Origin of the sequence: Neopararhizobium haloflavum (assembly GCF_002750855.1) — a bacterium.
GTDB classification, from domain to species: domain Bacteria; phylum Pseudomonadota; class Alphaproteobacteria; order Rhizobiales; family Rhizobiaceae; genus Georhizobium; species Georhizobium haloflavum.
The window spans coordinates 97742-120871 of sequence record NZ_NWUC01000006.1 but is presented as its reverse complement, the minus strand read 5'-3'; the positions used below and the strand labels follow the sequence as shown (position 1 = coordinate 120871).

At 62.6% G+C, this 23130-nt stretch carries 26 protein-coding genes and 1 riboswitch; of the genes, 12 read left to right on the top strand and 14 right to left on the bottom strand.

Annotated features, from left to right (window positions below; genetic code table 11):
* Nucleotides 1-19 precede the first annotated feature (19 nt).
* From gcvP to CN673_RS14065, 4 genes are all read right to left on the bottom strand, one after another.
* On the bottom strand, nt 20-2872 hold the full coding sequence (gene gcvP / locus CN673_RS14080; RefSeq protein WP_099867011.1) for an aminomethyl-transferring glycine dehydrogenase: 2853 nt from the start codon (nt 2870-2872) through the stop codon (nt 20-22).
* Nucleotides 2873-2876: 4 nt separating this feature from the next.
* A complete protein-coding gene (gene gcvH, locus CN673_RS14075) occupies nt 2877-3239 on the bottom strand; it encodes a glycine cleavage system protein GcvH (protein WP_099867010.1) in 363 nt (120 codons plus the stop codon).
* Nucleotides 3240-3255: 16 nt separating this feature from the next.
* Nucleotides 3256-4395 carry a glycine cleavage system aminomethyltransferase GcvT gene (gcvT, locus tag CN673_RS14070; RefSeq protein ID WP_099867009.1) on the bottom strand — a complete coding sequence of 380 codons (1140 nt, stop codon included), beginning with the start codon at nt 4393-4395 and terminating at the stop codon, nt 3256-3258.
* A 163-nt stretch (nt 4396-4558) separates the two neighbouring features.
* Nucleotides 4559-4645: riboswitch (glycine riboswitch) on the bottom strand.
* 89 nt (nt 4646-4734) lie between these two features.
* On the bottom strand, nt 4735-5859 hold the full coding sequence (locus CN673_RS14065) for a 5-methyltetrahydropteroyltriglutamate--homocysteine S-methyltransferase (RefSeq protein ID WP_099867008.1): 1125 nt from the start codon (nt 5857-5859) through the stop codon (nt 4735-4737).
* Between the two features lie 166 nt (nt 5860-6025).
* Between CN673_RS14065 and CN673_RS14060 the strand changes: the two genes are divergently transcribed.
* Nucleotides 6026-6448 (top strand): metallopeptidase family protein, encoded by a 423-nt coding sequence (locus CN673_RS14060; protein WP_099867007.1) that lies wholly within the window; start codon nt 6026-6028, stop codon nt 6446-6448.
* A 6-nt stretch (nt 6449-6454) separates the two neighbouring features.
* On the opposite strand, the gene CN673_RS14055 is transcribed toward CN673_RS14060, so the two are convergent.
* Both CN673_RS14055 and CN673_RS14050 read right to left on the bottom strand, forming a co-directional pair.
* Complete coding sequence (locus CN673_RS14055; protein ID WP_099867006.1) at nt 6455-6661, bottom strand: DUF1737 domain-containing protein; 207 nt, start codon at nt 6659-6661, stop codon at nt 6455-6457.
* The gene (locus CN673_RS14050; RefSeq protein ID WP_370853047.1) at nt 6658-7605 is read right to left on the bottom strand and encodes an HpcH/HpaI aldolase/citrate lyase family protein; all 948 of its coding nucleotides are present in this window, start codon (nt 7603-7605) and stop codon (nt 6658-6660) included. The genes CN673_RS14055 and CN673_RS14050 overlap by 4 nt, the downstream gene beginning before the upstream one ends.
* A 145-nt stretch (nt 7606-7750) precedes the next feature.
* Between CN673_RS14050 and CN673_RS14045 the strand changes: the two genes are divergently transcribed.
* The 7 genes from CN673_RS14045 (at nt 7751) to CN673_RS14015 (ending at nt 14077) form a co-directional block, all read left to right on the top strand.
* A complete protein-coding gene (locus CN673_RS14045) occupies nt 7751-7984 on the top strand; it encodes a hypothetical protein (protein WP_099867005.1) in 234 nt (77 codons plus the stop codon).
* Between the two features lie 99 nt (nt 7985-8083).
* Complete coding sequence (gene leuD, locus CN673_RS14040; protein ID WP_099867183.1) at nt 8084-8689, top strand: 3-isopropylmalate dehydratase small subunit; 606 nt, start codon at nt 8084-8086, stop codon at nt 8687-8689.
* A gap of 190 nt (nt 8690-8879) precedes the next feature.
* Nucleotides 8880-11483: a DNA translocase FtsK 4TM domain-containing protein gene (locus CN673_RS14035; RefSeq protein ID WP_370853046.1), complete on the top strand. Its 2604-nt coding sequence runs from the start codon at nt 8880-8882 to the stop codon at nt 11481-11483.
* A 65-nt stretch (nt 11484-11548) separates the two neighbouring features.
* Entirely contained in the window at nt 11549-12238 is a 690-nt protein-coding gene (locus tag CN673_RS14030; RefSeq protein ID WP_099867003.1) for an outer membrane lipoprotein carrier protein LolA, read from the top strand.
* 66 nt (nt 12239-12304) lie between these two features.
* A complete protein-coding gene (locus CN673_RS14025) occupies nt 12305-13114 on the top strand; it encodes an exodeoxyribonuclease III (RefSeq protein WP_099867182.1) in 810 nt (269 codons plus the stop codon).
* Nucleotides 13115-13174: 60 nt separating this feature from the next.
* Nucleotides 13175-13825, top strand: coding sequence for an exopolysaccharide biosynthesis protein (locus CN673_RS14020; protein ID WP_099867002.1), 651 nt, complete (start codon nt 13175-13177; stop codon nt 13823-13825).
* Between the two features lie 63 nt (nt 13826-13888).
* Nucleotides 13889-14077 carry a hypothetical protein gene (locus CN673_RS14015; protein ID WP_099867001.1) on the top strand — a complete coding sequence of 63 codons (189 nt, stop codon included), beginning with the start codon at nt 13889-13891 and terminating at the stop codon, nt 14075-14077.
* A gap of 62 nt (nt 14078-14139) precedes the next feature.
* On the opposite strand, the gene CN673_RS14010 is transcribed toward CN673_RS14015, so the two are convergent.
* The 3 genes from CN673_RS14010 to CN673_RS14000 all read right to left on the bottom strand — a co-directional run bounded on the left by CN673_RS14010 (nt 14140) and on the right by CN673_RS14000 (nt 15764).
* Nucleotides 14140-14529: a hypothetical protein gene (locus tag CN673_RS14010; RefSeq protein ID WP_157928903.1), complete on the bottom strand. Its 390-nt coding sequence runs from the start codon at nt 14527-14529 to the stop codon at nt 14140-14142.
* Nucleotides 14530-14602: 73 nt separating this feature from the next.
* A complete protein-coding gene (locus CN673_RS14005; RefSeq protein WP_099866999.1) occupies nt 14603-15061 on the bottom strand; it encodes a cyclic nucleotide-binding domain-containing protein in 459 nt (152 codons plus the stop codon).
* Between the two features lie 19 nt (nt 15062-15080).
* Nucleotides 15081-15764, bottom strand: coding sequence for a response regulator transcription factor (locus CN673_RS14000; RefSeq protein WP_099866998.1), 684 nt, complete (start codon nt 15762-15764; stop codon nt 15081-15083).
* Nucleotides 15765-15929: 165 nt separating this feature from the next.
* On the opposite strand from CN673_RS14000, the gene CN673_RS13995 reads away from it, so the two are divergent.
* Nucleotides 15930-16475 (top strand): L,D-transpeptidase family protein, encoded by a 546-nt coding sequence (locus CN673_RS13995; protein WP_099866997.1) that lies wholly within the window; start codon nt 15930-15932, stop codon nt 16473-16475.
* On the opposite strand, the gene CN673_RS13990 is transcribed toward CN673_RS13995, so the two are convergent.
* The 5 genes from CN673_RS13990 to tsaD form a co-directional block, all read right to left on the bottom strand.
* Nucleotides 16466-17140, bottom strand: coding sequence for a class I SAM-dependent methyltransferase (locus CN673_RS13990; RefSeq protein ID WP_099866996.1), 675 nt, complete (start codon nt 17138-17140; stop codon nt 16466-16468). The two genes, CN673_RS13995 and CN673_RS13990, sit on opposite strands and share 10 nt — an antisense overlap.
* 21 nt (nt 17141-17161) lie before the next feature.
* On the bottom strand, nt 17162-17590 hold the full coding sequence (locus tag CN673_RS13985; protein WP_099866995.1) for an EVE domain-containing protein: 429 nt from the start codon (nt 17588-17590) through the stop codon (nt 17162-17164).
* Between the two features lie 2 nt (nt 17591-17592).
* Complete coding sequence (locus tag CN673_RS13980; RefSeq protein WP_099866994.1) at nt 17593-17889, bottom strand: YciI-like protein; 297 nt, start codon at nt 17887-17889, stop codon at nt 17593-17595.
* A gap of 65 nt (nt 17890-17954) precedes the next feature.
* Complete coding sequence (locus CN673_RS13975; protein ID WP_099866993.1) at nt 17955-18956, bottom strand: NAD(P)H-dependent glycerol-3-phosphate dehydrogenase; 1002 nt, start codon at nt 18954-18956, stop codon at nt 17955-17957.
* Nucleotides 18953-20047 carry a tRNA (adenosine(37)-N6)-threonylcarbamoyltransferase complex transferase subunit TsaD gene (gene tsaD, locus CN673_RS13970; protein ID WP_099866992.1) on the bottom strand — a complete coding sequence of 365 codons (1095 nt, stop codon included), beginning with the start codon at nt 20045-20047 and terminating at the stop codon, nt 18953-18955. Before tsaD ends, CN673_RS13975 begins: the two co-directional genes overlap by 4 nt.
* 96 nt (nt 20048-20143) lie before the next feature.
* On the opposite strand from tsaD, the gene hemC reads away from it, so the two are divergent.
* The 3 genes from hemC to CN673_RS13955 all read left to right on the top strand — a co-directional run bounded on the left by hemC (nt 20144) and on the right by CN673_RS13955 (nt 23087).
* Entirely contained in the window at nt 20144-21073 is a 930-nt protein-coding gene (hemC, locus tag CN673_RS13965; protein ID WP_099866991.1) for a hydroxymethylbilane synthase, read from the top strand.
* A gap of 4 nt (nt 21074-21077) precedes the next feature.
* Nucleotides 21078-21797: a uroporphyrinogen-III synthase gene (locus CN673_RS13960; protein ID WP_157928902.1), complete on the top strand. Its 720-nt coding sequence runs from the start codon at nt 21078-21080 to the stop codon at nt 21795-21797.
* A gap of 78 nt (nt 21798-21875) precedes the next feature.
* Entirely contained in the window at nt 21876-23087 is a 1212-nt protein-coding gene (locus CN673_RS13955) for a mitofilin family membrane protein (protein WP_099866989.1), read from the top strand.
* The last annotated feature ends 43 nt before the right edge of the window (nt 23088-23130 follow it).

Genomic DNA, 23130 nt, shown 5'->3' with positions numbered 1-23130 from the left:
CCGTCTGCGGCATTGGCCCCTATTCGGCCACTTCGAGATAGTCCTCGACCGGCGGGCAGGAGCACATCAGGTTGCGGTCGCCATAGACGTTGTCGACGCGATTGACCGGAGACCAGTACTTGCCGACGCGGAACGAGCCTGGCGGGAAGCACGCTTCCTCACGGCTGTAGGGACGGTTCCATTCGCCGACGAGATCTTCCACCGTGTGAGGCGCGTTCTTCAGGGGATTGTTTTCCCGATCGAGCTTGCCATCCTCGATTGCCTTCGCTTCGCTGGCGATCGACAGCATGGCGTCGCAGAAGCGATCGATCTCCGCCTTGGTCTCCGATTCGGTCGGCTCAACCATCAAGGTGCCGGCGACCGGCCAGCTCATGGTCGGTGCGTGAAAGCCGCTGTCGATCAGCCGTTTGGCCACATCGTCGACCGTCACGCCAGCTTTCTGCTGCAGGGGCCGGGTGTCGATGATGCATTCGTGGGCGACGCGTCCCGATGGCGATTTGTAGAGCACGCCGAAAGCGCCTTCGAGTCGCTTGGCGATGTAGTTGGCATTGAGGATCGCAACCTTGGTGGCCTGCGTCAGTCCGGCGCCGCCCATCATCAGGCAATAGCTCCAGGAGATCGGCAGGATCGATGGGGAACCGAACGGCGCCGCCGACACGGGTCCCTGATCTCCGCCCGAGGCTGGATGGCCGGGAAGGAAAGGCGTCAGGTGCGATTTGACGCCGATCGGGCCCATTCCCGGGCCGCCGCCGCCATGGGGAATGCAGAACGTCTTGTGCAGGTTGAGGTGGCTGACATCGGCGCCGATATCGCCCGGGCGGGCCAGTCCGACCAGCGCATTGAGATTGGCACCGTCGAGATAAACCTGACCACCATGCTGATGCGTGATCTCGCAGATCTCGCGCACGGTTTCTTCGAAGACGCCGTGGGTCGAAGGATAGGTGATCATGCAGGCGGCAAGATTGCCCGCGTGGGCCTCGGCCTTGGCGCGGAAGTCAGCCACGTCGATGTCGCCGTTCTCGGCCGCGCCGACCACGACCACCTTCATGCCGACCATCTGCGCCGACGCCGGATTGGTGCCGTGCGCCGAGGTCGGGATCAGACAGACATCGCGGTGCCCTTCGTCGTTTGCCGCGTGATAGGCCCGGATCGTCAGGAGCCCGGCATACTCCCCCTGCGCCCCCGAGTTCGGCTGCATGGAGATGGCATCATAGCCGGTGATCTGACAGAGCTTGTCCGACAGGTCGTCGATCAGAAGACGATAGCCCTTGGCCTGATCGGCCGGCGCGAAGGGGTGGAGCTCGGAGAATTCGGGCCAGGTGATCGGAAGCATTTCGGCCGTCGCATTCAGCTTCATGGTGCACGAACCAAGCGGGATCATCGCGCGGTCGAGCGCCAGGTCCCGATCGGCGAGGCGGCGGATGTAGCGGGTCATCTCGCTTTCCGCGCGGTTCATATGGAAGATCGGATGCGTCATGTAATCCGATCTGCGCAGATGGACGTCGTCCAACCGATAGCCGGATTCGAATTCGTCGAAGCTGAATTCGCCGCCAAAGGCGCGCCATACGGTCTCGATCACCCATGGCCGGGTGCGCTCGTCGAGCGTGATTGCGATCCGGTCCTGTCCGACGCGGCGCAGATTGACCCCGCCGTCGAGCGCGGATTTTACGATGGCGCCCTGGATCGCGCCGACCTTGACCGTGATCGTGTCGAAATAGGTGGTGGTCTCGATCTCGTAGCCGATCCGCTCCAGACCAGCGGCCAGCCGGACGGTGCTCTGGTGAACCTGTTGGGCGATGGCTCTGATGCCCCTCGGGCCGTGGAAAACGCCGTACATGGACGCCATGACGGCGAGAAGAACCTGGGCGGTGCAGATGTTCGAGGTCGCCTTCTCGCGGCGAATGTGCTGTTCGCGCGTTTGCAGCGCCAGTCGATAGGCGCGGTTGCCGCGCGCGTCGACGGAGACGCCGACGAGACGGCCAGGGATGGCGCGCTTGTACTGGTCCTTGACGGCCATGTAGGCAGCATGCGGTCCACCATACCCCATCGGGACGCCGAAGCGCTGCGTCGAGCCGTATGCGATGTCGGCGCCCATTTCGCCTGGCGTCTTGAGAAGCGCGAGCGCGAGCGGGTCTGCCGCCATGATTGCGATCGCGCTTTCGCCATGCAACGCCTTGATGACCGGCGTGAAGTCCCGGACGTCTCCATCAGTGCCGGGATACTGCAAGACGGCGCCAAAGACATTAGCCGGCTCAAGATCAGTGAATGGATCGCCAACCACGACATCCCAACCGAGCGGCTCGGCACGTGTCCTGATGACGGCAATGGTCTGCGGATGGCATTGGGCATCGACAAAGAAGGACGTCTTCTTCGACTTCGAGATGCGTTGCGCCATCGCCATGGCCTCGGCGCCGGCCGTTGCCTCATCGAGCAGCGAGGCGTTGGCGACATCGAGACCCGTCAGGTCGCAGACCATCGTCTGAAAATTCAGCAGCGCTTCGAGCCGGCCTTGCGAAATCTCCGGCTGGTAGGGCGTGTAAGCAGTATACCAGGCCGGATTTTCCAGGATGTTGCGTTGAATAACGGGGGGCGTGATGGTGCCGTGGTACCCCTGCCCGAGGAGCGAAACCAGATTCCGGTTCATATCGGCGGTTTCGCGCAGCCGGTCGAGCGCCTGGCGCTCTGTCATGGCTGGGCCCCAGTCCAATGGACACTTCTGGCGGATCGATGCCGGCACGGTCTCGTCAATCAGTGCATCGAGGCTTTCGGCGCCGACAACGTCGAGCATATCGGCCATCTCTTCTGGCGATGGACCGATGTGGCGGCGGTTGGCGAAATCGTAGGGCTGGTAGTCGGTGAATTCGAAGGCCATGGCGTTATCCGATGAGCTTGTCGTACGCGTCCTTGTCGAGCAGGCCATCGGCGGCCGACGCGTCAGAGAGCTTGAGTTTGAACATCCAGCCGCTGCCCATCGGGTCGGAGTTCACGAGCGAGGGGTCATCAACGATCTTCTCGTTCACTTCGACCACGTCGCCGCCCAGAGGCGCATAGACTTCCGACGCCGCCTTGACCGATTCGACGGTTGCTGCTTCTCCACCCTTCTCGAAGCTTGCGCCGACCTCGGGCAATTCGACAAAGACGAGATCGCCAAGCTGCTCGGCCGCATGGGTGGTGATGCCGATCGTCGCGGTATCGCCCTCGATATTCAGCCATTCGTGGTCTTCGGTGAATTTCAGCATAACGGCTCCCCTGTTTTCAACGTTTGTATGTCTGCTTGACGAAAGGTAGGGCACAAACCGCAACCGGCAGCCGCTTGCCTCTGACTTCCGCAAAAAGGATCGTGTCTTCGCCGCACTGTTCGGTGGGGACGAGGCCCATGGCGACCGGCCCGTCGACGCTCGGCCCGAATCCACCTGACGTGACCTTGCCGATCGCGTCGCTGCTTTTCTCGTCGGCAAAGAGCCAGGCGCCCGCACGCACCGGTGCGCGGCCCCGAGGTTTCAGACCGACGCGGCGCCTCGATGCGCCGTCGCTCAACTGAGAAAGAATGCGGCCGGCGCCCGGAAAACCGCCCTCGCGCGCACCGCCGCGGCGCCGCACCTTCTGGATGGCCCAGGCGACGTTCGATTCGACGGGCGTCGTCTCAGCATCAAGGTCGTTGCCGTAAAGGCATAGCCCGGCTTCGAGCCGCAGGGAATCGCGGGCGCCAAGGCCGATCCATTCGGTATCGCCGTCTTCCAGCAGTGCGGAAGCAAGGTCACCCGCCTTGTCGCCGGGGACAGATATCTCGAAGCCGTCTTCTCCCGTGTAGCCCGAACGGGACACGACGCAACCGGCTCCGGCGATCTCGATGTCGCGAACGTCCATGAACCGCATCTCGGCCGTCTCGGGTGCAAGCCCGGCCATGATGCGGGCCGCCTCGGGTCCTTGAAGGGCGAGGAGTGCGCGGTCGTCGCGCACGACAATGTCGCAGCTTTCTCCAAGGTGCCGTTTCAAATGATCGATGTCCGCCGCCTTGCAGGCCGCGTTGACGACCAGAAAGAGATGATCACCACGGTTGGCGACCATCAGGTCGTCCATGACCCCGCCCTCCTCATTGGTAAAGAGAGCATACCGCTGCCGGCCCGGCTTCAGGCCGAGAATGTCGACGGGTACAAGCGTCTCGAGCGCGCGCGCCGCGGTCTCGACCATGCCGTCCTTGGGACGCAATTCGACCTGCCCCATGTGGGACACGTCGAACAGCCCGGCTTTTGCGCGCGTGTGCAGATGTTCCTTGAGCACCCCGGGCGCATACTGCACCGGCATGTCGTATCCGGCGAAGGGTACCATTCGGGCGCCGGCGGCGCTGTGCATGGCATGAAGCGGTGTCGTCTTCAGGTCGGTGGAATCGGCCATAACGCCTCCGGCTTGTCGCCGGCATGCCATGCGGCACAGGTCCGGCGTCGAATCCAGGCGAAGAATCCACTCCTTCGCCGCGCGACGCCCCCTCTGTCCTTTTCGCCTGAGATTGTTATCCCTTCGGCGGGCGCAGCGAATGCGCCTCTCTCCAGAGTGCATGACCGGTCCGATGGTCCTTTTGCCTGAGAGTTTCCGGGGCGGTTGCTCCTTCGGCACCGGCAGAGCCGGTTTCTCCCATCGGGGTGCTCAACGTTATGATCGTTGGCGGGTAAAAAGCAAGCCGCGTCCGCTGGCTTTCTCGCGGACGCGGCCTTTCATAGCAATGGGGCTGGTCAATCAGGCGGTGCCCCAGATGGCTTCTGCCGTCTTCACGACGAGCTCGAGCTTGCGCTTCTGGTCGTCCGGTGTGATGTCGTTGCCTTCCTCGGTCGAGGCGAACCCGCATTGCGGCGCGATGCCCAACTGGTCGATATCGGCATATTTCGACGCCTCGTCGAACTTGCGCTTGAGGTCATCCAGCGCTTCGAGTTCGCCCGTCTTCGTCGTGATGAAACCAGGATGAACGCGCTTGTTGCCCTTGGGCAGCAGCCGCAGGGGCTCAAGTCCGCCAGCGCGGTCGGTGTCATACTCCATGAAGTAGATGTCGATGCCGGTCTTGTTGAAGATCGCATCGGCGGCCGGGTCGTAGGCGCCCTCGGCCACCCAGGTCGACTTGAAGTTGCCCCGGCACATATGCATGCCGATGACCATGTCGTCTGGCCGGTCGGCGATGGCGTCATGCATCATGTCGGCGTAGCGGTTGATCAGCCAGTCCGGGTCGGTGCCCTCGGCCTTCTTCTGCTCGCGAATTTTCGGGTCGCAGAGATAGGCGAAGAAGATGTCGTCCATCTGCAGATACCGGCAGCCGGCCGCATAAAAAGCCTTCACGGCCTTGGCGTAGGTCCTGGAGAGATCGGTGAAAAGCGCTTCGGGTTCGTCCTTGTACTCCTTGACGTTGATATCATCCTTTCCGACGCGGAAATGGACAGCGCTGGGGCCGGGAATCGAGATCTTGGGCGTGGCGCTCTTCGTCACTGAAGCGAGATATTTGTAGTGATCGAGCATCGGATGATCGTCCGGGAAATCAAGCTTACCGTTGATCGTCGGGAAAATCGGCCGCAGCTTCACGCCGTGAAACTGTACGCCGTCCTGCTCGCGCTCTTCGAGATCAAGTCCCGTTAGATCGCCCATGAAATCGTAGTGCCAGAACGAGCGACGCGTCTCACCGTCCGTGACGGACTTGAGGCCGACCGATTCCTGCATTGCGACCAGGTCGCGGATGGCTGCGTCTTCGACAGACTTCAACTCGGCAGCCGTCATCGTTTTTTCCTGATAGTGCGCCTTGCGGGCCTTCCTGACGCTTTCGGGCCGCAGAAGCGAGCCGACGTGGTCGGCGCGGAAGGGCGGGGTTTGAGCGGTCATGCGCGGTCTCCTTGCGATTTCTCTTCGGCGCCCTGACTACCCCATCGAGGCGGCGGGGCAAAGCATGAAGACAAGATGTATACTGCCCCATCATCGACTGGCTGCCGACGAAGCCTCTCGCGCTTTGACGCGACATCGCCTATATGGCGGCGAGAAAGGGGGGCGCATGGCCCGAATGGATCAGACAAACGATTGGGGCAGAGCCTATTCGCCATCACTCGTCGAGTTCGAATCGCTGGCGCGCGAGGCCTATGCGCGGCTGCCGGATGCGTTTCGCAGCCTTACGGGGGAGGTCATCATCAAGCTCGATGATTTTCCGAGCGAAGAGATTTTCGAGGATATGGCGCTGGAGACGCCGTTCGACCTGCTCGGCCTTTTCGAAGGGCGCGGGATCGGCGAACGCTTCGCACTGGAAACCGGCGACTTTCCGAACCGCATAACCCTCTATCGCCGCGCGATCCTGGACTACTGGGCCGAACATGAGGAAACGCTGGGCGATATCATCACCCACGTCCTCATTCATGAGATCGGCCATCATTTCGGGCTCAGCGACGACGATATGGAGCAGATCGAGGAGGCAGCCGAATAGGCCGCTTCACGCGTCGCCGAGTTTCATCTCGGGGCTGTATTCCTTGCCTTCGACCTCCTTGTAGACAGCCTGGCCACATTGCATCTGCCGTGTCTCCGGGTTGAAGGCATAGGTCGGACCGCCATGAAGCAGCCAACCCTTGTTCAGTGCCAGGGTGACCTTGTGGCAGAAGGCAGAGTCGTCGCTGCCTGTCAGGAAGCGGTACAGTCTCATTTCTCGTCTCCCGTTTCTGACACCTGCGATCGCGCGGCCAGAGCCTTGGCCTTGGCCACCAGTTTCTCGGCCTGGTCGCGATGCAGGCGCTCGACCATTTTCCCGTCGATCTGGATGACCCCAAGGCCGGCGCTCTCCGGCGCATCGAACGCGGCGATAATCCGTTCGGCTTCTGCCAGCGCCTGACGGTCGATACCGAAAAGGCGATTTGCTGCGCCGATCTGGCCGGGGTGGATCAGCGTCTTGCCGTCAAAACCCATGTCCCGACCCTGGCCGCATTCGCGCTCGAAGCCTTCCAGATCACGAAAATCATTGTACACACCATCCAGGATATCGAGTCCGAATGCCTTTGCCGCAAGCACTACCTGCATGAGCCAGGGTACCAGATAGGGCCGGCCCTCGAGATGAGGCACGCCGGTTTCCTTGGCAATGTCGTTGGGCCCTATGATGAAGCAGTCCAGCCGTGCGCCGACGGTTCGGGCGCTTAGCGCGATGTGTCCGGCATTCATGATCGCCTTCGGCGTCTCGATCATCGCCCAGAGCCGCATCGTGTCGGGAGCGTCGCTCTGGTTCAGCGCGGAAGCCGCCGTCTGGATGTCCTCCGGCTCCTCGACTTTCGGCAGGAGGATGGTATCGACGCCGGCGCCGCGTGCGGCCAGCAGATCCTCCGTTCCCCATTCGCTGTCGAGCCCGTTGATGCGAACGACGATCTCTTTGCCGTCGAAGGGCCGCTCGGCCAAAAAGGCGCGAAGGGCTTCACGGGCCTTGCCTTTGGCGTCGGGCGCAACGGAATCCTCAAGATCGAAGACGACGGCATCACAGTCGAGCGAGGCGGTCTTCGTCATCGCGCGGGCATTGGTGGCGGGCACGTAGAGCACGGAGCGGCGAGGCCGCGAGGGCCGCATCGGGTGCGCCGGCTGAGTGAATTTCGAATTGGTCGACATCCAGCCCTTTTGCCCGCTGGGCCATGGCTTCGCAAGGACATCGCTGCCCTGCGTTTCGAAACGCCACGTTCGATAACGAGCGTTTCGCCATTGAAGCGCCATTTTCGACTCCCCAGATCAGGTTGGCAACAAGGGGTATGAGACAATGAACGCATTCACGAATGCCATTCGCGTCGTCGGAGGTTTGACGATCGGTGTCGTGGCGCTCGCGCTGTTCGCCGCGTTTGGCATCGCCATTGTCGGCGTGACGCTGGTCGCCGCTCTCGGCACCGCTGTCGCCGTGAAGCTCTCCGGACCGAAGCCGGCGCCCGTTGCTGCGCGCGCCAAGGCGCAGCCGCGCGTATGGAATGACGGGCGCGGCACCATCATCGACATGTGATCAGCGCGCCATCCCGGACAGCGGGGCGCGCACCATGGCCCCTTCTTTTTCGCCGCAAGCTTTGCTAGAGCATGGCAGATAGAAGTGGAGACAGGTGCCTTGCAGAAATTCGACAAGCTCACCGGCGTTGCTGCGCCGCTGCCCATCATCAACATCGACACCGACATGATCATTCCGAAGGATTACCTGAAGACGATCAAGCGGACGGGTCTGGGCCAGGGGCTTTTCGCCGAGATGCGCTTCAACGACGACGGCACCGAGAATCCGGACTTCGTGCTGAACAAGCCCGCTTATCGCAAAGCGCAGGTGCTTGTGGTCGGCGACAATTTCGGATGCGGATCATCGCGCGAGCACGCCCCCTGGGCGCTCGCCGACTTCGGCATTCGCTGCGTGATTTCGACCAGCTTCGCCGACATCTTCTATAACAACTGCTTCAAGAACGGCATTTTGCCCATCGTCGTCTCGAAGGATGATCTGGACAAGCTGATGGATGATGCCGACCGCGGCGCCAACGCCACGCTGTCCGTCGATCTCGAAACGCAGGAAATCCATGGCCCTGACGGCGGCGTCGTGACATTCAATATCGATCCGTTCAAGAAGCATTGCCTCCTGGAAGGGCTCGACGACATCGGCCTGACGATGGAAAAGTCCGACAAGATCGCCGCCTTTGAAAGCCGCCGGTCAGAGGCTCGTCCCTGGGCCTGAAACCGCCTGTTTACGGCATGGTTAAATCCGCATTAACCATGCCGCGGCTAGTGTCGCACCACAATCGGCGCCATCCAGGCGCGAAAACGGGTGTGGCATGCGGCGAACTCTTCAAGCGGACAACGGTGTCTATCAAGCAGGCGGCGGTCGGGGTGTGGCCCAGGTCGCCCGGGGATACAGGCGACGGCCGGTGCTGTCCGTTCCGCCCCTGCTGCGCGCTCCCCTGAGAATTACCGGCGGCCTGATTGTCCTCTCTCTGCTGGCGTTCGCGATCGGCGCGCTCGCAACCTGGAACGTCAACGACCCCAGCCTGTCCTTTGCCAACGGGGCAACGCCGACCAACGCGCTTGGTTATCCCGGCGCAGTCTTTGCCGACATCGCGATGCAGTTCTTCGGACTGGGTGCCGTCTTTGCATTGGTGCCGCTCGTTTTCTGGGCTGTCTTCATGGTGCGTGGCCGCCCGCTCGTACCCTTTGCCAAACGCCTCTTCTCCTGGCTGCTGGGGGCAGCGCTGATCTCGGCGGTGCTCAGCTGCATTACTCCGCCTGTGCACTGGCCGTTGCCGAACGGACTTGGCGGCGTCATCGGAGACATGGTGCTTCGAATTCCCGGCGGCCTGACCGGCGGCTATCCCTCCGGCATCTATTCCTTCCTTGTCGGTATCGTTCTTGTCTTTCCGGCGATCTGGCTCTCGATGTACGGCGCCGCGCTGATCGACAGGCGCGAGCCGGTCGACATCGACGACGAGCATTTCGAGGACGAGGACGTCTATGACGAGGAAGACGAAGAGGATGAAGAAGCCGAGCGCTTCCTTGCCCTCGGCGCGCTGACCCATTGGTGGTATTCGGCCCGCGCTCAGATGCGTCGGGTGACCGGTGGGCGCATCGGTGGCCAACAGACTGGCCGCGAGCGCGATCATTTCGAAGAGCCCTACGATTTCAACGGTGAGGATTTCGTGACGCTCGATGGGCGCCGCGAACCCGAATTTGCCGGCCGGGTCGTCACCGATGCGCCCTCGATCGAGCTTGATGACGAAGACGATCGTCCAGCGGGCGTGCGCGCCCCGCGATTCGTCGACGAGGTCGACGGGGAGTTCGACGATGACGACCTGCCGTTTTCCGTCGACCCGGCGGAGGACTGGGCGCCTGTCGAAAAGCCCAAGCCAGCGCCCGCAGCCGTTGCCCAACCGTCACGCGTCGCCCAGCCGGCCGCCAGACCGAAACCGGGTGGCCGTGTTGGCCGCGAGGCTCAGCCGACCCTCATCAAGAACGACGGCTTCGACCTGCCGGCGCTGCACCTGCTCAACGAAGCGAAGAACGTCGTTCGTGACTCCAGCCTGTCGACCGAAGCGCTGGAGCAGAACGCCAGGATGCTCGAAGGGGTGCTGGAGGATTTCGGCGTCAAGGGCGAGATCATTCAGGTCAAGCCTGGCCCGGTGGTCACCCTCTATGAACTCGAACCCGCGCCGGGCATCAAATCGTCACGCGTCATCGGACTGGCCGACGACATCGCACGTTCGATGAGCGCGATCGCGGCCCGCGTTGCGGTCGTTCCGGGGCGCAATGCCATCGGCATCGAGTTGCCGAATTCAAAGCGTGAAACGGTGTATCTGCGGGAATTGCTGGCGAGCCGCGACTTCGAGGCGAGCAAGGCGAAGCTGGCGCTGTCGCTCGGAAAGACGATCGGCGGCGAGCCGGTGATCGCCGACCTCGCGAAAATGCCGCACCTGTTGGTCGCGGGCACGACCGGGTCGGGCAAATCGGTGGCCATCAACACGATGATCCTGTCGATTGTCTACCGGATGGCGCCCGAACAATGCCGGCTGATCATGATCGATCCCAAAATGCTGGAACTTTCGGTCTATGATGGCATTCCCCACCTCCTGACGCCCGTCGTCACGGATCCGAAGAAGGCCGTTGTGGCGCTGAAATGGACCGTCAGAGAGATGGAAGAGCGCTACAAGAAGATGTCAAAGCTCGGTGTGCGCAATATCGACGGGTTCAACGCGCGTGTCGAACAGGCGTTGAGGAAGGGCGACACGATCACGCGCACGGTCCAGACCGGATTTGACCGAGACACCGGAGAAGCCGTCTACGAGACGGAAGAGTTCGACATGGAGGCCATGCCCTACATCGTCGTGATCATCGACGAGATGGCCGACCTCATGATGGTGGCAGGCAAGGACATCGAAGGCGCGGTGCAGCGCCTGGCGCAGATGGCGCGCGCTGCAGGAATCCACGTCATCATGGCCACGCAGCGGCCATCGGTCGACGTCATCACCGGGACCATCAAGGCGAACTTCCCGACACGCATCTCGTTCCAGGTGACGTCGAAGATCGACAGCCGGACGATCCTTGGAGAGCAGGGCGCCGAGCAGCTGCTTGGCATGGGCGATATGCTCTATATGGCTGGTGGCGGCCGTATTCAGCGCGTTCACGGCCCGTTTGTGTCGGACGACGAGGTCGAGGATGTCGTCGCGCATCTCAAGACGCAGGGCGTGCCGGAGTATCTCGACGCGATCACGGAAGACGACGAGGAAGGCTCGGACAATGGCGGGCCAGCGGGCACCAGCAATCTGGAGGGGTCGGACGATCCCTACGACCAGGCCGTCGCAGTCGTTCTGCGTGACGGAAAGGCATCGACGTCCTATATCCAGAGGCGGCTCGGTATCGGTTACAACCGCGCGGCCTCATTGATCGAGCGGATGGAGCAGGAAGGCGTCATCGGTCCGGCAAACCATGCCGGAAAGCGTGAGATTCTGGTGCCGACGGAAGACGAGATAGTCGGGCGGTGAGTGAGGGGCAGTCATAGTGCCGCCGCCTTTGGTCGGCACGGAAGCGATAGATCAGGAGAAGAACAATGGCGAAACAGACCCCTCCGCATAGCGCACGAGACCGGCAGCCAACGATTGTCCGCCGCCGGTTTCTCGGCATTGCCGGCGCCGTCGTCGCGCTCGGTCTCGTCGGCGCGCCAGCGCTGATTGCCAGCACACCCGCGCAAGCCCAGTCGCAGCAGGAAATCGCACAAAACATCGCCGACCACTTTTCCTCGGTAAAGACGATGACGGGCGATTTCGTTCAGTTCGGGCCACGCGGTGAACAAACGGGCGGCACCTTTCACATCTCCCGCCCCGGAAAGATGCGTTTCAATTACGAGCAGCCATCTCCCGTGCGCATGATCTCGGACGGCGAGTCCGTGGTCATCGGCAACACCAAGCTCAACACATGGGACGTCTATCCGCTTTCCAAGACCCCGCTCAATCTTCTGCTGTCCGAGCGGATCGATCTGTCAGGCTCGATGGTCAAATCTGTGGATGTTCAGCCGGATCTCATCACAATCGTCCTTGGCGACAAGTCGATGTTCGGGGATTCGACCATTACCATGATGTTCGATCCTAACAGCTACGAGCTGAAACAATGGACCATGGTCGACGCCCAGGGCAAAGAGACGACGGTGATGATCATGAACGTTCAGACCGGCGTCCAATTCGCGTCCAACGTCTTCCAGGTGCCATACGACCAGCTGCGTGGCGGAACGATGCGCAACTAGCCCTGTTGCCAGCGCGGCGCGATACGGGCTAGACGACCCTCGTCTTTCCTGTTCGAGGTGTTTTCCTTGCCCTTTTCCATCGCCACGTGGAACATCAATTCCGTTCGCCTTCGCTTGCCGCTGGTCGAGGCATTTCTCGCTGAACATCAGCCTGACGTGCTGTGTCTGCAGGAGACGAAATGTCCGAATGATGCCTTTCCTTTCAAACGGCTGCGCAAGCTCGGTTACGAACACATCGTCGCGCATGGACAGAAGGGCTATCACGGTGTCGCCACGCTTTCGCGAACGCCGATCCTGGCGGAAGAGCGGATGGACTACGGCGATGTGGGGCATGCGCGGCATGCTTCGGTCGTCATTGCCGCTGGCGTGAAGAAAATCCGTTTGCACAATTTCTATGTGCCGGCCGGCGGCGACGTTCCCGATCCGGCGGTGAACCCGAAATTCGCGCACAAACTCGCTTATCTCGACGAGATGCGGCTGCTGCATTCAGAACGCGAGCGAGCAGATGGAATCTCCTCGATCCTCGTCGGCGATCTCAACATCGCGCCGCTCGAGACAGACGTGTGGTCACACCGGCAACTCTTGAAGGTCGTCAGCCACACGCCGATCGAGACCGATGGGCTGAAGGACGTCCAGTCCAAGGGTGCCTGGGTCGATCTCGTTCGCCGGCATATCCCGCCCGAAGAGAAAATCTTCACATGGTGGAGCTATCGCGCGCGAGACTGGGAAGCGTCGGATCGTGGACGGCGGCTCGACCATATCTGGTCCTCGGCGGATCTCGCCGGTGACCTGACGGGGATCGATGTCCTGCGGGCGGCACGCGGTTGGGAGCGGCCTTCGGATCACGTCCCCGTGATTGCTCGTTTCGGGCTGTAGCGGATTGGTCGACAAGGCTACAAGGGTCCCGACCGCGGCTAACAACGGACATCCCACTTCATGAGCGAGAACGACGATGCGGCAGAGTTCGCCCGCTCGCGCCCGTCCGACAACGACGAGCAGATCCTGACGGCGATCATCAACTGCATTCGGGATGCGGGAAGCGGCGACACACTCTCGGTGAATGACATAGCCCAGTCGCTTGGCCGGGCCTCTTTCGGGCCACTTCTTCTGGTGCCGGCGGTGATCATCGTCAGTCCGCTCAGCGGGATACCGGGCCTGTCGTCGATCGGAGGCCTGATCATCGCTCTGATTGCAGCGCAGATGGTGTTCGGCCGCAGCCATGTCTGGCTGCCGCATTGGATCATGCGGCGCACGATCGGCCGTGGCAGGTTCAACAGGGCGCTCGATGCTCTGTCTCGTCCCGTCGCCTTGATCGATCGGCTGACCAAGCCGCGATTGACCTTTCTCGTGCGGCATCCGATCTCGATCCTGCCGGAACTCCTGTGCGTCGCCTGTGGTCTGGCGATGCCGTTCCTCGAATTGGTGCCGTTTTCATCCTCGCTGCTGGCCGCGACGGTCACGCTCATCGCCATGGGCCTGGTGGCCAAGGACGGCGTCCTGATTATTCTTGGTGCGCTGGCGCTCGTGGGCGGCGGATGGATCCTGGGCTTTTTCGTCAGTGAAGGGCTGGATGCAATCGATCAATGACGACGCAACGCGTCGGTTCTTGGAACGTTATCCCTCCAGTCCAGCAAAAAGGAGGGTGCATTCATGAGCGCACAGACAGACCGCGATCGCGCCAGGCAGAATGAGGGGCGCAAGCCCGAAGACGCCGCAAACCGGAACAAGGAACGTCAAGAGAAGGATGACGAGCTGGAGGAGGGGCTGGAAGACAGTTTTCCGGCCAGCGATCCGGTTTCCATTACGCAGCCTTCAAAGCCGACGGGCAACAAGAAATAACGTTCGCCCACCCGTCCAAAAAATACCACCGCCGGCGGATGCCGGCGGTGGTATTTTTTTAACTATGGCCGATGTTTCGGCTCAGGGTCGACTTCCGGGTCGGCGCTTTCGTCACCGGGCGCGCCGCGATCATGTCGGTCCTGGTCATCGATGTATTTGCGTACCGTCTCGTCGTCTTGCGCATCGTCAGGCGCGGGAGTTGGCGTGCCGACCGGCGCTGTTTCGACATGGAACCCCTCAACGGCACCGTCGAGGGCGACAGGTGTCTCATCTTCCGCCGCATAGGGGCGGTTCGCGTCGAGGCGGGCCTGCTCATTGCCGGGTTCGTCGCTGTAGGGCCAGCCCTCGTCAATGTCGCGCTCGGCATAGGCCTTGTAATCTTCCTTGCGACTGGTCGGCTTCGCGTCCACCGGATCGGGTACGGAACGCAAGGTGTCGGTACGTTCGGGCATCATCCACTCCATGGCTTGGGTCTGTTCCCCAAACGCTTCCGAAGACGATTCGTTCATGGAAAAGGCGGCGATGTCAGCCCCTCAGGCGTGGAGCGATCGCCAGCAGCTCACCCACCATCCTGCCAAGGTTCGCCGAGATGCGGCGGTGCATCATCACGGCAAGGTCAGGATACTCTTCCAGCATGCGGCTGAAGAGCGGCCGCGTGATGCGGATGACTTCGCTGGTTTCGGCGGCGACCGCGGTCATCTTGCGCTCGACGAGCGATATCATCGCGATCTCGCCGAGCAGCGCGCCCTTCGTCGCCTCACCGAGCTTGAGGTCCTTGCGCTCTCGGGTGGAGCGTGTGAGCGAGAATCGGCCTCCGGCGACGATATAGGCACAATCTGCCGGTGCGCCCTGCCGAAAGAGCGTTTGGCCGCCAGGTACGCGCCGGCGTTCGGCGCCGAAGGCGATCAGTCGCAGTTGCTCCTCCCCGAGATCTGCGAAGAGAGGCACCGTGGACAAAAGCGCGATGTCGTCTTTGAGCGCCATCGACGGCGTACTCCACCCGTTAGGGAACGATCTTGTAGCCGCCGCTCTCGGTTACGAGGATCTCGGCATTGGACGGGTCTCGTTCGATTTTCTGGCGCAACCTATAGACATGGGTTTCCAGCGTGTGTGTGGTGACCCCTGAATTGTAACCCCACACTTCCTCAAGCAAGACGTCGCGGGTGACGACTTTCTGATCCGCCCGATAAAGATAGCGGATGATGGCCGATTCCTTTTCGGTCAGCCGGATTTTGGCACCGGCTTCATCGGTCAGCAGCTTTTGGCTCGGCTTGAACGTGTAAGGACCTACGGTGAAAGTGGCATCCTCACTTTGTTCGTGCTGGCGCAGCTGGGCACGGATACGGGCGAGCAGAACGGCGAAGCGAAAGGGTTTGACGACATAGTCGTTCGCACCCGATTCCAGCCCGAGTATGGTATCGGAATCGGTGTCATGACCCGTCAGCATGATGATCGGCGGCTTGAAGCCACCCTTGCGCAGGATCTTGACGGCCTCACGGCCATCCATGTCGGGCAGGCCGACATCCATGATCAACAGATCGATCTGGCCCGCTCGCGCCGTCTGAAGGCCCTTTGTCGCCGTTGACTCCTCGATGATCGAAAATTCGTCATAAAGCGACAGTTGCTCTGTCAGGGTCTCGCGCAGATCCTCGTCATCGTCCACGATCAGGATGGTGCGGGCTGTCATGCGGATACTCCTGTTGTCCCAGGCAGAAGGCCAGTTCGGTTGATGTTTAGGCTTTTTGTCTCTCAGCGCAAAGTGGTAATTGTGCGGTCGGTGCGGTGACTTGCTCCGGGTAAATGATTGGTTCGCCTTGCTTTGAAACCATTTACGAACAGGAACTGACGGTTAATGACGGCTTCGGATGACCGCGCATTGTATGCGTTGGCGCTTCGTGTCGAGCCGGGGTGTTCGACGCGCGGCGTGCTGTGGGCCGATGGCCTGACATTTCGGGCTGCAATCGGCAGAAGCGGCATGACAAGCCGCAAGCGTGAAGGGGACGGCGCGACGCCCGTCGCAACCATGCGTTTCGTCGAGGGCTTCTATCGGTCGGATCGCGTGCCGCGCCCTTTGACCGCGTTACCGATGCGGCCGATCCGCGATGACATGGGATGGTGCGACGCACCCTATCATGGTGCCTACAATCGACTGGTTCGCCTGCCATTCGCGGCCAGCCACGAAACGATGCGCAGAGAGGATCACCTCTACGACATCGTCTTGGTGATGGATTGGAACATCACGCAACGCCGTGGCGCCGGCGGCTCCGCGATCTTCATGCATCTTGCCCGTCCGGGGTACGCGCCAACCGAAGGCTGCGTCGCACTTCGATACCGCGATCTGGTGCGGATATTGCCGATGCTGAAGCCGGGGACGGTTCTGCGCACTGTCTATGCCTGACCGCTTTTGCTGGTGCGGTAAGCCCAAACGGTCGTTCGCTTCACCTCCGAATCCTCCAGTGCGCGGAGCACCGGAACCTCGTAGGTCGCGCAGGCTGACAGCCGGTCGGCCGGTCGGTAAGCCCGTCCAGGATCCCCGATGAAGATTGGGACTCCACGAGATGCGATCCGGTCGAGCCATGGCAGGATGGCATCCGTCATGGTGCGATCATAAAAGACGTCCCCGGCGAGCACTGTCGTCCACCGCGCAGCGTCCTGCGAAAGCGGATCGCCAACCATGGTGTGAATATCGACATTGTTGGCGGCTGCGTTCAGACGGCACGCGGACGCCGCCCATGGGTCGATGTCGGCGGCTGTTACGCTGCGTGCTCCCGCCCGTGCCGCCGCGATCGCGACGATCCCCGAGCCGGATGCGAAATCGAGGACGTCCTGGCCTTTGACGATCTCGGGATGATCGAGGATGTGGCGGGCCAGCCCCTGGCCGCCGGCCCAGGCAAAGGCCCAGAATGGCGGTGGCAGGCCAATGACGCCCAACTCCTCTTCCGTCTTGAGCCAGAGGTCGTGGGCCTCTTCGGCCAGATGCAGTCGGATTTCCGGCACATGGGGCGGCGCCATCAGGGCCGTGTTGGCGCGGATGAATGCGTCGGGCGCGTCGTCGATGCTCATCACGCACGCCTCCGGGGACGCTCAGAGCGGTGGCTTGTCCAGCCCGCCCATCCGGCACACCTCGAGATACTCATCCTTCGTCACCGGCTGAACCGAAAGGCGCATCGACGTGACCAGCGCCATTTTGGCCAGCTTTTCGCTGGCCTTCACATCCTTGAGTGTAACCGGCTTCGGCATGTCGCAGACAGCCTTGATGTCCACGCATTCCCAACGTTCGTCGTCCGTCGTGGAATCGGGATGGATTTCCTTGCAGATTTCGACGATGCCGACGACCTCCAGGCCCTCATTGGAGTGGTAGAAGAAGCCTTTGTCGCCCAGCTTCATTTCGCGCATGTTGTTGCGCGCCTGATAGTTGCGGATTCCGTCCCATTCCTCGCCCTTCTCCCCGCGCTTCTTCTGGTCGTCCCAGGACCACTTGAACGGCTCGGATTTGAACAGCCAATAAGCCATCCTCAAGCCTCCGACGGGGCGTTGAACACCCAGTTCCAGGCGCGAATCTCGACGCTTTCGAAAAGACCGGCCTTGGCATAGGGATCAGCTTCAGCCAGTTTCCGGGCGGCTTCGGCATCATCGGCTTCGACGATGAGGAGGCTGCCCATCGGTTTTCCATCATCGCCGAGCAGCGGACCTGCGACCTTGAGCGCACCGCTTTCGTTCACCCGGTTCAGATGCTCCAGATGCGTCGGTCGTGTGTCGAGGCGCAGTTGCAATGCATCAGGCTTGTCCCGGCAGATAACGGCGAAATACATGAGCGACCCTTAGATGATATGACGTCGAGTGCGTTGATGGCGTGGCACGGGCGACCCGTCAACCCTCAGACGCTGTCACTCTCGTGGCGCAACGGGCGGCGCATCAGCGCCGCGACGGCGTCGCCGATCGTGAGCCTTCCGTCAACGATATCAGCCACCGTGGTGGTGATCGGCATGTCGATAGCGCGTCGTCTTGCGATGGTCGCAGCGACGGCTGCCGTGAAGGCCCCTTCCGAAAGGGGCTCGCCCGGTCGCATCAGGTCAGCGGGCCTGGCCCCCCGTCCCAACGCCACGCCGTAGCGGTAATTGCGTGACTGGGTGCTTGTCGCGGTCAGCACCAGATCACCAAGCCCTGCCAGGCCGCTCATGGTTTCGGCGCGGGCGCCGTGGGCGACGGCAAAGCGCGTCATCTCGGCGAGCCCGCGGGCGATCAGTGCAGCGCGAGCCGACTGGCCGAGTGCGGCCCCTTCGGTGATGCCGCTCGCAATCGCCAGGACATTCTTCAGCGCCCCTCCGAGTTCGACGCCGGTGACATCGTCGGTTGCGTAGAGCCGGAAGGTGTCGCCCGACAGGACGGCGGCAGTCTGTTCGGCGCGCTGGCGATTTGTGTTGGCGACGGTCATCGCCGTCGGCAAGCCCCGCGCGATGTCGGCGGCGAAGCCGGGCCCTGAAAGGATCGTCACCGGATGACCCGGCGCCGTTGCGCCGACAACGTGCGACAAGGTGTCCTCGGAGGTGCGCTCCAGCCCCTTGGCGCAGATGACGAATTCGGCATCTCCAGAAATGGATTGCATCACACGCGCCGTGACCTCGGCCTGCGCCTGAGAAGGAACGGCCAGGAGAATCCGCCGCGCGCCGGTGAGATGATCCGGATCGGCCGTCGCGATCACGTGTTCAGGCAGCTTGATTCCAGGCAGCGCTTTCTCATTGCGTTGGGTCGAGCGCATGGTTTCGGCGTGGAGCGGATCGCGCGCCAGCAGCGTGACGGGCTCCTTGCGGCTGCGGGCGATGACGCAGGCAAGGGCGGTGCCGAATGCTCCCGCGCCGATGACGGCGATCCCGCTCATGCCTTGGTGCCTCGTTTTCCAGACCCAAGGGCCGGCTCGGCGTTGCTGTCGAGCGGCCAGCGAGAGCGTGGAGCGACGTCCATCGATTGCGGATCGAACCCGGCTGCAAGGCGTTCTGCTGCGGCCCAGGCGATCATCGCCGCGTTGTCGGTGCACAGGGCGTGGGGCGGCGCGACGAACTGGAAGCGGTGCGTCCCACAAAGCCTCGTGAGCGTCTCTCGAATCGCCGCATTCGCCGCGACACCCCCGGCGACGACGAGCGCGGGATGGGGCTGGTCGCCGAACAGGTCCCTGAACCTTGTCAGCGCGGGGGCAATCCTTTCGGCCAGCGTTTCCGTGACGGCATGTTGAAATGCCGCGCAGACATCCGCGACATCCTTCTCACTCAATGGAGCGAGTGCGCTCGCCTGCTGCCGTACGGCCGTTTTCAGCCCCGAAAAGGAAAAGTCGAGACGTGCATCGCCGCGCATCGGCCGCGGCAGTTTGAAGCGCGCCTGATCACCCGCCCGCGCCGCCGCCTCGACGGCCGGACCGCCTGGATAGGGCAATGAAAGCAGCTTCGCCGTCTTGTCGAAGGCTTCGCCCAGCGCGTCGTCGATCGTCGTGCCCCAGCGTTCGTATGCGGTGACGCCGCGCACCAGGATGAGCTGGGTATGTCCGCCAGAAACGAGAAGAAGGAGATAGGGAAAATCCAGCCCGTCGGTCAGCCGCGCCGTCAGCGCGTGGCCTTCCAGATGATTGATCGCGAAGAGCGGCTTGCCGGCAGCCGAGGCGATCGCCTTGCCGGTCATAAGTCCGACGATCAGTCCGCCGATGAGACCGGGGCCGGTGGTCGCGGCGATGGCATCGAGGTCGTCGAAGGTCGCGTCCGCCTGCCGCATCGCCTCGGCGATGAGCCCGTCGAGGGCCGCCACATGGGCGCGCGCTGCGATCTCCGGCACCACGCCGCCATAGGGAACATGCTCATCGAGCTGGCTCAGCACGACATTGGAAAGAATTTTGCCCTCTCCGCTTTCTCGGCGCGATACGACGGCGGCTGCGGTCTCGTCGCAACTCGTCTCGATACCGAGGATGAGGAGGCGGTCAGTCATCGTGCCAATAATCAAGGATCGGGTCGGATCGTCGCAATGATTGCGAGGGTGGGCAAAGCCAGTTACCTGTCGTCTCGGTAACACGGACGGAGACGGATGCAAACGAAACAATACCGGATCGGCACGCGCGGCGGCCCGTTGGCGCTGAAACAGGCGCATGAAGTGCGTGACAGGCTGGCGGCGGCGCATGGCATGGTGTCGTCCGCCTTCGAGATCGTGGTGCTCTCGACCAAAGGGGACCGCATCACCGACCGACCGCTTTCGGAGATCGGCGGGAAGGGGCTGTTCACCCTGGAACTGGAGGAACAGCTGGCCGATGGTCGGCTCGATCTCGCCGTCCATTCATCCAAGGATATGGCGACGACATTGCCCGAAGGGCTGCACCTTTCGGCGTTCGTCGAGCGGGAAGACGTGCGCGATGCCGTCATTGCCCGCGACGCTCCATCCCTTCACGATCTGCCGAAAGGCGCGGTCGTCGGATCGGCCTCGCTGCGCCGTCAGGCGCTCATTCGCCGGATGCGGCCGGACATCAAGGTCATCACCTATCGCGGTCTGGTGGAAACACGGCTGCGCAAGCTGCGTGAAGGGCAAGTGGATGCGACGCTGCTGGCGTATGCCGGCCTGAAGCGTCTGAATATGGAGGATGTCGCCACGGATGTTCTGGACCCGGAGGTTTTTCCACCGGCGCCCGGCCAAGGCGCGATCTGTATCGAAAGCCGAATCGACGACACGGATGTTGCGCGGCTCGTTGCGCCTGTCGATCACCGGCCGACGCATGCGGCGCTCCTGTGCGAACGTGCCTTCCTTGCCGCACTCGACGGTTCGTGCCGCACGCCCATTGCGGGGCTGGCGCGTGTCGAGGGCGATGACATTGCCTTTTCGGGGTTGATCCTGACGCCGGATGGACGGGAGGCCCATGCCATCTCCGGTAGTGGCAAGGCGAGCGATGCGGCCGCGATCGGCCGTGAAGCGGGCCAGACGGTGCGCGAAAGGGCGGGACCGGACTTCTTCGCCGACTGGACCTGATGTGATGCGTGTTCTCGTGACGCGGCCCGAGCCGGGCGCGAGCCAAACCGCCGAACGTCTCGAAGCGCTGGGTCATACGGCGATCGCGATGCCCCTGTCGCGCACGGAGCCGCTCATGGCCGGCGTGAACGCCGCGGCATGCCCCGGTTCGGGCGATTTCGTCGTGACGAGTGCTGCGGCGATCAGGGCGGTTTCGGATCGCGCCAGTCACGACATCGTCATCTGGGCGGTTGGGAAGGCTACGGCGGATCAAGCGCGCAATGCCGGATTTCGCAACGTCATGGACGGACCGGGTGACGGCGCAGGCCTTTCCGCAATGCTCGTTGCGCGGCGCGATCAATCGAATGGCCCGCTCACCTATCTGGCCGGCCGCGTGCGCTCTCCGGTGTTCGAGAGGGCATTGATGGCAGCTGGCGTCAACTTCAGGACGATCGATGTCTACGACACAATCGACATCGACTACGGTCCCGACGAGATCGATGCTCTGCGTTCGGGTCGGATCGACGCCGTCTTGCTTTATTCGCGGAGAGCGGCTGAGCGTTTCGCCGAAATCGCTGCCCGCCACCCGGCCGCCGGTTTCGATGCGGCCATGATCGCTTGTCTGAGCGAAAACGTCGCAGCGGGCCTGCCGACAGCGATGCGGCTGAAAGCCCTTTGGAGCCGCACACCGTGCGAGCCCGCTCTGTTGGAGTTGCTGAGCTCAAACCGGAACCAAGGCGGCTGATCACCGTTTATGGATTTTCGTTTCTTTGTCGTCCGTTCTATGATCGGCCCGTAATTTAGAGACCGATGGGGATTTTGCATGGCCAAGGGCACGTCGCAGCGCCGCACGTCGAAGACCACGCGCCGCACAGGCGAAGGGACCACCAAGCGGGCTGTCCCGAGGCAGAAAGGTTCGGCGGCCGTGTCGCAGTCCGCGGAGCACGTCGCCGGCGTCAGCCTGCCGGCAAGGCCAGCCGCCAGGGCGAAAGCGCCCGAGGCAAAGGCCACGCCCGCAGCATCCGGCACGATGCAGACCGGGTCGACCGCGCAACCGGTCAAGGCTGCGACTCATACGACTTCCGTGCCGCCGGCTGCGCAGCGACAAGCCGGCGCTGAACGCCGCTCACGGTCCGGCTTCGTGCTTGCCGGAATTGTCGGCGGGCTGATCGTCTTTGCCGGTATGACGGCATTGCAGTGGTTGGTCGTTGAGCCCGTCGAGGAAAATGGCGCCGTTTCGGCGCAGGACGAGCGGATAGCTGCCCTGGCATCCGAGATCGCCGACCTTTCGGAATCACTGGGCGCCCTTGAGGGTGGTTCCGGCGAGATCGACCTGTCCGGTTTGGAGGAACGTCTGGCCGCTTTGGAAGAAAGTGCTGCCGATGCGCAGGGTGGTGGCGACATCGACGCGCTGAGGAGCGAACTGGTGGCGGCCGGCGAGGCGCAGGAGGCTTCTTCGGCCGACATTCTGGCCCGCGTGGAGGCGATCGAGGCGGAACTGGCCGACAATTCCGCGCAGGAGCAAGTGGCGAGGGCGTTCGCGGCCGCCGAGCTCAAGAGTGCGATCGATCGCGGTGGCCCTTTCGCAGCGGAACTTGATGCGTTTTCCGCCGTTTCGCCTGACGATCCGGCTGTCGAGGCCTTGGCGGGCGCCGCCGAAGAGGGCGTGCCAACGCGCATGCAGCTCGTTAATCAGTTTCCCGATGTTGCGCGCGCGATGATCGCGGCTGCCGTCACTGGAAACAGCGATGGCGTGCTGGACCGACTGATGAACAGCGCGCAATCCATCGTCACAGTTCGGCCGACCGGCGATGTCGAGGGTTCAAGTGTGAAGGCCGTCGTGTCGCGCATGGAAGCGCGGGTGAATGACGGCGACTTCGATGCTGCGGTCGGCGAGTGGGAAACGCTGCCGGACGCCGCCAAGGCTGTTTCGGAGGGCTATGTCGCGGACCTACGGGCGCGCGGCCAGGCTGAGACGATCCTGAACGATGCGTTGTCGGCCGCTACCGACGCCGCAACGGCAACGACAAACTGAGCTTCGCATTGACGCTGAGCGCGGCAGGCCACAAGGGACAGGG

What these genes read in the sequence shown, in the direction of transcription:
- gcvP (WP_099867011.1), bottom strand. Translation starts at nt 2,872, where the DNA reads ATGGCCTTCGAATTCACCGACTACCAGCCCTACGATTTCGCCAACCGC.
- gcvH (WP_099867010.1), bottom strand. Translation starts at nt 3,239, where the DNA reads ATGCTGAAATTCACCGAAGACCACGAATGGCTGAATATCGAGGGCGAT.
- gcvT (WP_099867009.1), bottom strand. Translation starts at nt 4,395, where the DNA reads ATGGCCGATTCCACCGACCTGAAGACGACACCGCTTCATGCCATGCAC.
- CN673_RS14065 (WP_099867008.1), bottom strand. Translation starts at nt 5,859, where the DNA reads ATGACCGCTCAAACCCCGCCCTTCCGCGCCGACCACGTCGGCTCGCTT.
- CN673_RS14060 (WP_099867007.1), top strand. Translation starts at nt 6,026, where the DNA reads ATGGCCCGAATGGATCAGACAAACGATTGGGGCAGAGCCTATTCGCCA.
- CN673_RS14055 (WP_099867006.1), bottom strand. Translation starts at nt 6,661, where the DNA reads ATGAGACTGTACCGCTTCCTGACAGGCAGCGACGACTCTGCCTTCTGC.
- CN673_RS14050 (WP_370853047.1), bottom strand. Translation starts at nt 7,605, where the DNA reads ATGTCGACCAATTCGAAATTCACTCAGCCGGCGCACCCGATGCGGCCC.
- CN673_RS14045 (WP_099867005.1), top strand. Translation starts at nt 7,751, where the DNA reads ATGAACGCATTCACGAATGCCATTCGCGTCGTCGGAGGTTTGACGATC.
- CN673_RS14030 (WP_099867003.1), top strand. Translation starts at nt 11,549, where the DNA reads ATGGCGAAACAGACCCCTCCGCATAGCGCACGAGACCGGCAGCCAACG.
- CN673_RS14020 (WP_099867002.1), top strand. Translation starts at nt 13,175, where the DNA reads ATGAGCGAGAACGACGATGCGGCAGAGTTCGCCCGCTCGCGCCCGTCC.
- CN673_RS14015 (WP_099867001.1), top strand. Translation starts at nt 13,889, where the DNA reads ATGAGCGCACAGACAGACCGCGATCGCGCCAGGCAGAATGAGGGGCGC.
- CN673_RS14010 (WP_157928903.1), bottom strand. Translation starts at nt 14,529, where the DNA reads ATGCCCGAACGTACCGACACCTTGCGTTCCGTACCCGATCCGGTGGAC.
- CN673_RS14005 (WP_099866999.1), bottom strand. Translation starts at nt 15,061, where the DNA reads ATGGCGCTCAAAGACGACATCGCGCTTTTGTCCACGGTGCCTCTCTTC.
- CN673_RS14000 (WP_099866998.1), bottom strand. Translation starts at nt 15,764, where the DNA reads ATGACAGCCCGCACCATCCTGATCGTGGACGATGACGAGGATCTGCGC.
- CN673_RS13995 (WP_099866997.1), top strand. Translation starts at nt 15,930, where the DNA reads ATGACGGCTTCGGATGACCGCGCATTGTATGCGTTGGCGCTTCGTGTC.
- CN673_RS13990 (WP_099866996.1), bottom strand. Translation starts at nt 17,140, where the DNA reads ATGAGCATCGACGACGCGCCCGACGCATTCATCCGCGCCAACACGGCC.
- CN673_RS13985 (WP_099866995.1), bottom strand. Translation starts at nt 17,590, where the DNA reads ATGGCTTATTGGCTGTTCAAATCCGAGCCGTTCAAGTGGTCCTGGGAC.
- CN673_RS13980 (WP_099866994.1), bottom strand. Translation starts at nt 17,889, where the DNA reads ATGTATTTCGCCGTTATCTGCCGGGACAAGCCTGATGCATTGCAACTG.
- CN673_RS13975 (WP_099866993.1), bottom strand. Translation starts at nt 18,956, where the DNA reads ATGAGCGGGATCGCCGTCATCGGCGCGGGAGCATTCGGCACCGCCCTT.
- tsaD (WP_099866992.1), bottom strand. Translation starts at nt 20,047, where the DNA reads ATGACTGACCGCCTCCTCATCCTCGGTATCGAGACGAGTTGCGACGAG.
- hemC (WP_099866991.1), top strand. Translation starts at nt 20,144, where the DNA reads ATGCAAACGAAACAATACCGGATCGGCACGCGCGGCGGCCCGTTGGCG.
- CN673_RS13960 (WP_157928902.1), top strand. Translation starts at nt 21,078, where the DNA reads ATGCGTGTTCTCGTGACGCGGCCCGAGCCGGGCGCGAGCCAAACCGCC.
- CN673_RS13955 (WP_099866989.1), top strand. Translation starts at nt 21,876, where the DNA reads ATGGCCAAGGGCACGTCGCAGCGCCGCACGTCGAAGACCACGCGCCGC.